Origin of the sequence: Mycobacterium sp. E740, from assembly GCF_001672895.1 — a bacterium.
In the GTDB taxonomy this organism is placed as follows: Bacteria; Actinomycetota; Actinomycetes; order Mycobacteriales; family Mycobacteriaceae; genus Mycobacterium.
In genome coordinates, this window is sequence record NZ_LZKP01000113.1 from 42,807 (window position 1) to 52,507 (window position 9,701).

9 protein-coding genes are annotated in these 9,701 nt (G+C 67.9%); all 9 read left to right on the forward strand.

Features of this window, described 5'->3' with window-relative positions; genetic code table 11:
- Positions 1–13 precede the first annotated feature (13 nt).
- The 9 genes from A5663_RS11015 to groL all read left to right on the forward strand — a co-directional run bounded on the left by A5663_RS11015 (position 14) and on the right by groL (position 8,439).
- Positions 14–1,396: a glutamate decarboxylase gene (locus A5663_RS11015; protein ID WP_068148086.1), complete on the forward strand. Its 1,383-nt coding sequence runs from the start codon at positions 14–16 to the stop codon at positions 1,394–1,396.
- A gap of 46 nt (positions 1,397–1,442) precedes the next feature.
- Positions 1,443–2,603 (forward strand): alanine racemase, encoded by a 1,161-nt coding sequence (alr, locus tag A5663_RS11020; RefSeq protein WP_068148088.1) that lies wholly within the window; start codon positions 1,443–1,445, stop codon positions 2,601–2,603.
- Positions 2,604–2,695: 92 nt separating this feature from the next.
- The gene (locus tag A5663_RS11025) at positions 2,696–3,718 is read left to right on the forward strand and encodes an alpha/beta fold hydrolase (protein ID WP_156744434.1); all 1,023 of its coding nucleotides are present in this window, start codon (positions 2,696–2,698) and stop codon (positions 3,716–3,718) included.
- A complete protein-coding gene (gene tsaE / locus A5663_RS11030; RefSeq protein WP_068148092.1) occupies positions 3,711–4,181 on the forward strand; it encodes a tRNA (adenosine(37)-N6)-threonylcarbamoyltransferase complex ATPase subunit type 1 TsaE in 471 nt (156 codons plus the stop codon). The genes A5663_RS11025 and tsaE overlap by 8 nt, the downstream gene beginning before the upstream one ends.
- Positions 4,157–4,753: a tRNA (adenosine(37)-N6)-threonylcarbamoyltransferase complex dimerization subunit type 1 TsaB gene (gene tsaB, locus A5663_RS11035; protein ID WP_369816620.1), complete on the forward strand. Its 597-nt coding sequence runs from the start codon at positions 4,157–4,159 to the stop codon at positions 4,751–4,753. The genes tsaE and tsaB overlap by 25 nt, the downstream gene beginning before the upstream one ends.
- Positions 4,750–5,199: a ribosomal protein S18-alanine N-acetyltransferase gene (gene rimI / locus A5663_RS11040; protein WP_068148094.1), complete on the forward strand. Its 450-nt coding sequence runs from the start codon at positions 4,750–4,752 to the stop codon at positions 5,197–5,199. Before tsaB ends, rimI begins: the two co-directional genes overlap by 4 nt.
- Positions 5,196–6,218 (forward strand): tRNA (adenosine(37)-N6)-threonylcarbamoyltransferase complex transferase subunit TsaD, encoded by a 1,023-nt coding sequence (gene tsaD, locus A5663_RS11045; RefSeq protein WP_068148098.1) that lies wholly within the window; start codon positions 5,196–5,198, stop codon positions 6,216–6,218. Before rimI ends, tsaD begins: the two co-directional genes overlap by 4 nt.
- A gap of 183 nt (positions 6,219–6,401) precedes the next feature.
- Positions 6,402–6,704, forward strand: coding sequence for a co-chaperone GroES (groES, locus tag A5663_RS11050; protein WP_046754122.1), 303 nt, complete (start codon positions 6,402–6,404; stop codon positions 6,702–6,704).
- 103 nt (positions 6,705–6,807) lie between these two features.
- Positions 6,808–8,439, forward strand: coding sequence for a chaperonin GroEL (gene groL, locus A5663_RS11055; RefSeq protein ID WP_068148101.1), 1,632 nt, complete (start codon positions 6,808–6,810; stop codon positions 8,437–8,439).
- Positions 8,440–9,701 lie beyond the last annotated feature (1,262 nt).

The window sequence follows — 9,701 nt, forward strand, 5'->3', positions numbered from 1 at the left end:
GAGAGGAACCGTCATGTCGCCCAACCGCAGTCACGTGCCGCAGATCGCCCCCGCCTACACCGGGCGGCTCGCGATGGCGCCGGTGCCCTCCCTGCGGCTACCCGATGACGCGATGGACCCCGATGCCGCGTACCGCTTCATCCACGACGAGCTCATGCTCGACGGCAGCTCGCGGCTGAACCTGGCGACGTTCGTCACGACGTGGATGGACCCGCAAGCCGAGAGGCTGATGGCCGAGACCTTCGACAAGAACATGATCGATAAGGACGAGTACCCGGCGACCGCCGCGATCGAGCAGCGCTGCGTGTGCATGGTGGCCGACCTGTTCCACGCCGAAGACCTGCGCGACGACGACCCGTCGAGCGCGATCGGCGTTTCGACGATCGGTTCCAGCGAGGCGGTGATGCTCGCCGGGCTCGCGATGAAATGGCGGTGGCGCGAGCGCGTTGGCGACGACTGGAAGGGGCGTACTCCCAATCTCGTGATGGGCGCCAACGTCCAGGTGGTCTGGGAGAAGTTCTGCCGCTATTTCGACGTCGAACCGCGGTACCTGCCGATGGCCGAGGACCGTTACGTCATCACGCCCGAGCAGGTGCTGGACCACATCGACGAGGACACCATCGGGGTGGTGGCCATCCTCGGCACCACCTACACCGGCGAACTGGAGCCGATCGGCGAGATCTGCGCCGCACTCGACGACCTCGCAGCCGGCGGGGGACTGGACGTCCCCGTGCACGTCGACGCGGCCAGCGGCGGCTTCGTGGTGCCGTTCGTCCATCCCGACCTCGAGTGGGACTTCCGGCTGCCGCGCGTCGTGTCGATCAACGTCAGCGGCCACAAGTACGGCCTGACCTACCCGGGGATCGGCTTCGTGGTGTGGCGCAATTCGGAGTACCTGCCCGAGGGGCTGGTGTTCCACGTCAACTACCTCGGCGGCGACATGCCGACGTTCACACTGAACTTCTCGCGGCCCGGCAACCAGGTCGTCGGACAGTACTACAACTTCCTGCGTCTCGGCCGGGCGGGGTATTCGCAAGTGATGCAATGCCTTTCGCAGACAGCGCGGTGGCTCGGCGACCGGCTTCGGGAGAGCAAGCACTTCGAAGTCGTCGCCGACGGATCGGCGATCCCGGTGGTCAGCTTCAAGCTGGCCGGCGACTTCGGGTACACCGAGTTCGACGTGTCCCAGGCGCTGCGCTCCTACGGCTGGCAGGTGCCCGCCTACACGATGCCCGAGGGCGCCGACGACGTGACGATGCTGCGCATCGTGGTGCGGGAGGGTTTCTCCGCGGACCTGGCGCGCGCGCTGTACGACGACCTGGCCACCGTGCTGACCCACCTCGACGAGCTCAAGCCGCAGGGCCACTTCGACGAGCAGCAGCCGTTCGCGCACTGACCGCACGTTCGCAGCCTGAATCGGCGGTCTGGGACAATCGGCCCGGATGGATACCTTGCAGGCAGAGTCGACGACCGCGGCCCCGCAGGCGGTGGTCGACCTCGACGCGATAGCCCACAACGTGGGGTTGCTGCGCGACCTTGCGGGCAGTGCTGCGGTGATGGTCGTCGTCAAAGCCGACGGCTACGGCCACGGAGCCACGCAGGTCAGCCGGGCGGCGCTGGCGGCGGGCGCCGATGAGCTCGGCGTCGCGACCGTCGCCGAGGCGCTGGCGCTGCGCGCTGACGGCCTCACCGCCCCGGTGCTCGCGTGGCTGCATCCGCCGGGCACCGACTTCGCGCCCGCAGTGGCCGCCGACGTGCAGATCGCGGTCTCCTCGGTGCGCCAGCTCGGCGAGCTGCTCGACGCGGTCAACCGGACTGGAAGCAGCGCCTCGGTCACCGTCAAGGCCGACACCGGGCTCAGCCGCAACGGTGTGAGCCCGGCCGACTACCCGGCGTTGATCGCCGCGCTCAGGCAGGCCGAGGCCGACGGCGCGGTCACGGTCCGCGGGCTGATGTCGCATCTGGTGCACGGCGACGACCCCGACAACCCGCTCAACGGCCGGCAAGGCCAACGACTCAGCGAGATGCGCGCGTACGCGAGCGAACAGGGCGTGCACTTCCAGATCATGCACCTGAGCAACAGCCCGGCCGCGATGACGCGCCCCGACCTGGCGTTCGACCTGGTGCGCCCCGGCATCGCGGTGTACGGCCAGACGCCGATACCGGAACGTGGGAACATGGGGCTGCGGCCCGCGATGACACTGAAATGCCCAGTGACACTGGTGCGTTCGCTGCGGGCGGGTGACGGAGTGTCCTACGGGCATACGTGGGTCGCCGACCGCGACACCACGGTGGCGCTCATACCCGTCGGATACGCCGACGGTGTCTTCCGTAGCCTGGGCAACCGCATCAACGTGTTGATCAACGGCCGGCTGCGGCGAGGCGTCGGCCGGATCTGCATGGACCAGTTCGTCGTCGACCTCGGACCCGACGGCGGAGTCGTCGAAGGTGACGAAGCGATCCTGTTCGGGCCCGGTACGCGCGGCGAGCCGACCGCGCAGGACTGGGCCGATCTGCTCGGCACCATCAACTACGAAGTGGTGACCAGCCCCCGCGGCCGTTTCGTGCGCACCTACACCGGATCGGCGGTCGAAAAACGTTGAGCGAAGCAGATATTCCGCTTCCCGGCAGCGACTCCCATGCCCGCTGGCTCGCGGGCGCGGCGGGGCTCACCGCGGTCGGCAGCGCCGCCGGAATGTCGGTCGCCCGTTCACTGCGCCGACGCGTCACCGACGATGACCAGTACCGCGACGAGGATTTCGAGCTTCTCGACGCCGACCGAAGTTCCATCGTCACCACCCCCGACGGAGTATCGCTTGCCGTCCGGGAGGTCGGTCCCGAAGACGCCGCGCTGACGGTTCTGTTCGCGCACGGATTCTGTCTGCGGATGGGCGCCTTCTACTTTCAGCGTCTGCGGTTGACCGAGCAGTGGGGCGATCAGGTGCGCATGGTGTTCTACGACCAGCGTGGCCACGGTCAGTCGGACGAGGCGCCGCCTGAGACCTACACGGTTTCCCAGCTCGGTCGGGACCTCGAGGCGGTCCTGGCGGTCGTCGCACCCCGTGGTCCAGTGGTGCTGGTCGGGCACTCGATGGGCGGCATGACCGTGCTGTCGCATGCGCGGCAGTTCCCGCACCGCTATCCGACGCGGGTGGTGGGCGCCGCGATCATCGCGTCTGCGGCCGAAGGGGTTTCGCGATCACCGCTCGGCGAGATCCTGAAGAACCCCGCGCTGGAAGCCGTCCGGTTCGCGGTCCGGTACGCGCCGAAGACGGTGCACCGCACCCGTGGTGCGGCGAAGTCGGTGATCGCGCCGATCCTGCGCGCCGCCTCGTACGGCGACGAGAAGATCAGTCCCAGCGTCGTGGCCTTCTCCGAGACGATGATGCACGGCACGCCGATCGCCACACTCGTCGAGTTCCTGCATGCGCTCGAGGTGCACGACGAGTACGAAGGGCTGACCACCCTGGCGAAGATCCCGACCCTCGTCGCGTGCGGCGACCGTGACCTGCTGACTCCGATGGAGTACTCCCAGGCCATGGCGGCGGCGTTGCCGAAGGCCGAGCTCGTGATCGTCGGCGGCGCAGGCCACCTCGTGCAGCTCGAACGACCCGAGGTGATCAACGAGGCGCTCGTGCGGCTGGTCGAGCGCGCGACGCCGTCCAAACTCGTCGCACTGACCAGACGCATCATCGACAGGGTCCGCAACCATGGCTGAGCGCAGCGCGGGCACCGCTGAGCTGCCCGCCGCCGAAGACACCGTCGCGCTCGGCGCCCGACTCGGTGAACAGCTGCGGGCAGGTGACGTCGTCGTCCTGTCCGGTCCGCTCGGTGCGGGAAAGACAGTGTTCGCCAAGGGAATTGCCCAGGCGCTGGACGTCGAGGGTGCCGTCATCTCGCCGACGTTCGTGCTGGCGCGGGTTCACCGGGCCCGCCGCCCGGGCGCTCCGGCCATGATCCACGTCGACATGTACCGGTTGCTCGATCACGCGTCGGTCGACCTGCTCGCCGAACTGGACTCGCTGGACCTCGACACCGACCTCGACGCCGCCGTCGTGGTGGTGGAGTGGGGCGAGGGCCTGGCCGAACGGCTTTCGGAAAACCATCTCGACGTGCGACTCGAACGCGCGCGCGACACCGAAGTGCGCACAGCGGTGTGGAATTGGAGCGCGCCGTGTTGATCCTGGCGGTCGACACCGCCACTCCCGCTGTCACGGCGGGCGTCGTGCGACTCGACGGGCTCGAGGTGCTGGCCGAGCGCGTCACCGTCGATCCGCGGGCGCACGCCGAACAACTCACCCCGAACGTCGTTGGGGCGCTGGCTGATGCCGGGGTGGGCGTGACCGATCTCGACGCGGTCGTCGTCGGATGCGGACCAGGCCCGTTCACCGGTCTGCGGGTCGGCATGGCGAGCGCCGCCGCGTACGGCCATGCGCTCGGTGTGCCGGTGCACGGTGTGTGCAGCCTGGACGCGATCGGTATCGACACTGCCGGCGACGCGCTCGTGGTCACCGACGCGCGTCGCCGCGAGGTGTACTGGGCGCGTTACCGCGACGGTGTGCGCATCGACGGGCCGGCCGTCAACGCACCAGCCGATGTGCCCGGTGCGGCAGAGGCGCTGGACCGGCCGCCGGTGTACCCGACGGTCGCGGGTCTGGTTCGCGCCGTGCCCGACTGGACCGCCACACCTGCCCCGCTGATCCCGCTGTACCTGCGGCGGCCCGACGCGAAACCCCCGGCGGCGAAGCGATGATCGAGTACGGCCCGTTGCGGCCCGCCGACGCCGCCAGGTGCGCCGAGCTGGAGGCCCAACTGTTCGACGGGGACGACCCGTGGCCCGAGCGCGCCTTCCGCGCCGAACTCGCCGCCGAACACATCCGCTACGTCGCCGCGCGCGACGGGGACAAGGTCGTTGGGTATGCCGGGATCGCCCGGTTGGGCCGAAAGAAGCCGTACGAGTACGAGATTCACACGATCGGTGTCGATGCGTCCTATCAGGGCCAGGGTATCGGCAGCCGGATGCTCGCCGGACTGCTCGAGCACGCCGCGGAGGGCACCGTCTTCCTCGAGGTCCGCACGGACAACGAGGCCGCGATCAAACTGTATGAGAACTTTGGCTTCGTCAACGTCGGGCTCCGGAAGCGTTACTACCGGGCCAGCGGTGCCGACGCCTATACGATGAGGCGCGATTCGACATGATCATCCTGGCCATTGAGAGTTCCTGCGACGAAACCGGCGTCGGCATCGCACGTTTGGATGCCGACGGGTCGGTGACGCTGCTCGCCGACGAGGTCGCCTCGAGCGTCGACGAACACGCCCGCTTCGGCGGCGTCGTCCCCGAGATTGCGTCGCGCGCGCACCTCGAGGCGCTGGGCCCGACGATGCGCCGCGCGCTGGCGGCCGCCCAGGTGACCAAACCGGACATCGTCGCGGCGACGATCGGGCCCGGCCTGGCAGGCGCGTTGCTCGTGGGAGTGGCTGCGGCCAAAGCATATTCGGCGGCGTGGCAGGTGCCGTTCTACGCCGTAAACCACCTCGGCGGGCACCTGGCCGCCGACGTCTACGACCACGGCCCCTTGCCGGAGAGCATCGGGCTGCTGGTGTCGGGTGGGCACACGAACCTGCTGCACGTGCGGTCGCTGGGCGAGCCGATCGTCGAACTGGGCAGCACCGTCGACGACGCCGCGGGGGAGGCCTACGACAAGGTGGCGCGGCTGCTCGGCCTCGGTTATCCCGGCGGCAGAGTGCTCGACGAGTTGGCCCGCGAGGGAGATCGCGACGCGATCGTGTTCCCTCGCGGTATGACCGGCTCGCGCGACGACCCGTACGCGTTCAGCTTCTCCGGGCTCAAGACCGCCGTGGCGCGGTATGTGGAGTCGCATCCCGAGGCGTCGACGGCTGACGTGGCGGCCGGCTTCCAGGAGGCGGTGGCCGATGTGCTGACGCTCAAGGCCGTGCGGGCGTGCAAAGAACTCGAGGTCGACACGTTGTTGATCGGCGGCGGGGTGGCCGCCAACTCGCGGCTGCGCGAGCTGGCCGAGGAGCGCTGCGCGGCCAACGGGCTGACCCTGCGGGTCCCGCGGCCACGTCTTTGCACGGACAACGGCGCGATGATCGCGTCGTTCGCCGCTCATCTCATCGCGGCGGGCGCGCCGCCGTCGCCCCTGGATGTGGCCAGTGACCCGGGGCTGCCCGTGGTCCGGGGCCAGGTGGCCTGATCTTGTCGAGGCCCGCCCTTGAGTGCTAGCACTCTCGTGTATAGAGTGCTAGGTGGCAGGCGGCCAATCCCTGCGCCGGCACCCGCGACGACGGTGCGTGGGCACGGACGCCATGCCGAACACCTGGTAACTGAGAGATCCGGGACTTCCGGGTCGACACCCGAACTAGTGGAGGGCTCCATCGTGGCGAGCGTGAATATCAAGCCACTCGAGGACAAGATCCTCGTTCAGGCCAACGAGGCCGAGACCACGACCGCGTCCGGTCTGGTCATCCCCGACACCGCCAAGGAGAAGCCGCAGGAAGGCACCGTCGTCGCAGTCGGCCCCGGCCGCTGGGATGAGGACGGGGAGAAGCGAATCCCGCTGGACGTCTCCGAGGGCGACACCGTCATCTACAGCAAGTACGGCGGCACCGAGATCAAGTACAACGGCGAGGAGTACCTGATCCTGTCGGCCCGCGACGTGCTGGCCGTCGTCAACAAGTAAGCACCCGTGTTCCGCCCCGGGAATCCCCGTCTTCGCGGGTGATTTCCGGGGCGGCATGCGTCCATAGGCAATTGCAGCTCACCGCGGTCTATTAAGGAAGAACATGAGCAAGCAGATTGAGTTCAACGAAACTGCGCGCCGCGCAATGGAAGCCGGCGTAGACAAGCTCGCCGACACGGTGCGGGTCACCCTCGGCCCCCGCGGCCGGAACGTGGTGCTGGCCAAGTCGTGGGGCGGGCCGACGGTCACCAACGACGGCGTGACCATCGCCCGCGAGATCGAGCTGGAGGATCCGTTCGAGAACCTCGGCGCCCAGCTGGTGAAATCGGTCGCGACCAAGACAAACGACGTCGCAGGCGACGGCACCACCACCGCGACGGTGCTGGCGCAGGCGCTGGTCAAGGCGGGTCTGCGCAACGTCGCCGCAGGCGCCAACCCCATCGCGCTCGGCGCGGGCATCTCCAAGGCTGCCGACGCGGTGTCCGAGGCGCTGCTGGCGTCGGCGACGCCGGTCTCGGACAAGAACGGCATCGCGCAGGTCGCGACCGTCTCCTCGCGTGACGAGCAGGTCGGCCAGTTGGTCGGCGAGGCGATGACGACCGTCGGGGCCGACGGCGTTGTGTCGGTCGAGGAGTCCTCGACGCTGAACACCGAGCTGGAGATCACCGAGGGCGTCGGCTTCGACAAGGGCTACCTGTCGGCGTACTTCATGACCGACTTCGATGCCCAAGAGGCTGTGCTCGAGGACGCGCTGGTGCTGCTGCACCGCGAGAAGATCAGCTCGCTGCCGGACCTGCTGCCGCTGCTGGAGAAGGTTGCCGAATCCGGTAAGCCGCTGCTGATCGTCGCCGAAGATGTTGAAGGCGAAGCGCTTTCGACGCTGGTGGTGAACGCGATCCGCAAGACGCTGAAGGCTGTCGCGGTCAAGGCGCCGTTCTTCGGCGACCGTCGCAAGGCGTTCCTCGAAGACCTCGCCATCGTGACCGGCGGTCAGGTGGTGAACCCCGACGTCGGCCTGGTGCTGCGCGAGGTCGGCCTCGACGTGCTGGGCGCCGCCCGGCGGATCGTCGTGGACAAGGACAGCACGGTCATCGTCGAAGGCGGCGGCACCAAGGAGGCCATCGAGGGCCGAAAGGCACAGCTGCGCTCGGAGATCGAGTCCAGCGACTCGGACTGGGACCGCGAGAAGCTCGAGGAGCGGCTCGCCAAGCTGGCCGGCGGCGTCGCCGTCATCAAGGTCGGTGCGGCAACCGAGACCGATCTGAAGAAGCGCAAGGAAGCGGTGGAGGACGCTGTCGCGGCGGCCAAGGCTGCGGTCGAGGAGGGCATCATCGCCGGCGGCGGTTCGGCCCTGGTGAAGGCGCGCTCCGCGGTGGAGAAGTTGCGTGACAGCCTCGACGGCGACGAGCGCACCGGTGCCGAGGTGTTCGCGTCGGCTCTGTCGGCGCCGCTGTACTGGATCGCCACCAACGCCGGCCTGGACGGGGCGGTCGTGGTGAACAAGGTCGTCGAATCGCCTGCGGGACAGGGCTTCAACGCTGCCACGCTGTCGTACGGCGATCTGGCGGCCGATGGTGTCGTCGACCCGGTGAAGGTCACCCGCTCGGCGGTGCTGAACGCGGCGTCGGTGGCCCGGATGGTGCTGACCACCGAGACCGCGGTTGTCGAGCGTGTAAGCCAAGAGGAGAATGACCACGGTCATGGCCACGGCCACGGCCATCACCACCATCACTAGGTGACTGCGTAAAGGAGCACCCTCGGTCCTGATGGGCCGGGGGTGTTCTGTCTCGGTGACCGGCCGCCGCTGCCGGAGTGGGCGCCGGGGACACGAGCAGCTCGCCTGAAGAGATCCAAGCGTGGCAAGAGGCTGCCACCGCCGAGCGGCGCAAATGGGGCGTCCCAGACCGGTTTGAGTCGGGCTACACCACCCACTGGAGGCGATAAGTACCAGATGGCCTCTCAGGCAAGGCGCGAGGTTCTCTCGGAGGCAATGTCTTGGCTGGCGCAGTCGTTAAAGGCGTGCAGCAAACTTGTGCGATCAAACAAGCGGTTGTGATACTGCTGGGAATCACCTGTAACGGGCGACGTGGGTCGGGGAGACCGGGGGAAGAGTGGCATGTGGATCAAAACGGTGCTGGCGACGGCGGGACTGTTAGCCACTTTGGGCACGGGAGCCGCCATTGTTGCCGCGCCGGCACCAGCCACACCGCCGCCCGTTTACCAGGCGTGTGAGCCGCCAGTTGGAATCGTCGTTATTGAATCGGTGTACACGCCGGGCAGCTATCCCGCCGAAGTAGATCGACTCCTTGATGCTCACCCCGGAGCGCTGTGGTTGCGGACGGATCAGTCTTGTCCGTCGCTGCGCCAAGCCACCGAGACCGGTGATCCGATTTACGCGGTGTACCGCGTGGCCGGTTACACCGAAGCTGACATTTGCGCTGCTGTCAGGACTGAGGGCGGTCGTGCCTACGGCAAGTGGCTTGACACAGTGCACCCTCCCGACTACGTCGTTCCGTGTTCCGCCACCCCTGCGCCTGTTGCGCCGGTTATTCCGCCTCCGGTTGTGGTTGATACGCCCTACGTCCCTTACATACCCGCCCCTAGCGTCAATGCTCCTAGCGGCAGCTGCACTTGGGTCGACGGCTACACGAGGAGAGATGGCACACGTGTTCGTGGCCATTGGCGGGGATGCTGATTGGCGTGCCCTCCGCAAGTTCGCCTTCGCTACCTGCGCTATCTCAGGCAGCATTCGGAAGTTGCCAAACGAAGCAGCGCACTCGCATCAAGTAAGAGACGGTCGTATCCCGAATCGGATGGCCCCTGACCGTCCAGTATCCGGGTAGGGGCTCGGGCGCCCTGAGTCGCCTTTGCCTCCCGGATGCTGTGAAGTAGCCGACGCCCTTGACCGTGATCTGTTGCCGCACGGCGGCATACAGAGCCTCGAGGGCCTCGTCGTATAGCTGTTCCACGAGAAGGCGGCACCCTCCCGACAGAGGG

Excerpts from the sequence above, each read along its gene's own strand:
- A5663_RS11015 (WP_068148086.1), top strand. The coding sequence starts at position 14 with ATGTCGCCCAACCGCAGTCACGTGCCGCAGATCGCCCCCGCCTACACC.
- alr (WP_068148088.1), top strand. The coding sequence starts at position 1,443 with ATGGATACCTTGCAGGCAGAGTCGACGACCGCGGCCCCGCAGGCGGTG.
- A5663_RS11025 (WP_156744434.1), top strand. The coding sequence starts at position 2,696 with ATGTCGGTCGCCCGTTCACTGCGCCGACGCGTCACCGACGATGACCAG.
- tsaE (WP_068148092.1), top strand. The coding sequence starts at position 3,711 with ATGGCTGAGCGCAGCGCGGGCACCGCTGAGCTGCCCGCCGCCGAAGAC.
- rimI (WP_068148094.1), top strand. The coding sequence starts at position 4,750 with ATGATCGAGTACGGCCCGTTGCGGCCCGCCGACGCCGCCAGGTGCGCC.
- tsaD (WP_068148098.1), top strand. The coding sequence starts at position 5,196 with ATGATCATCCTGGCCATTGAGAGTTCCTGCGACGAAACCGGCGTCGGC.
- groL (WP_068148101.1), top strand. The coding sequence starts at position 6,808 with ATGAGCAAGCAGATTGAGTTCAACGAAACTGCGCGCCGCGCAATGGAA.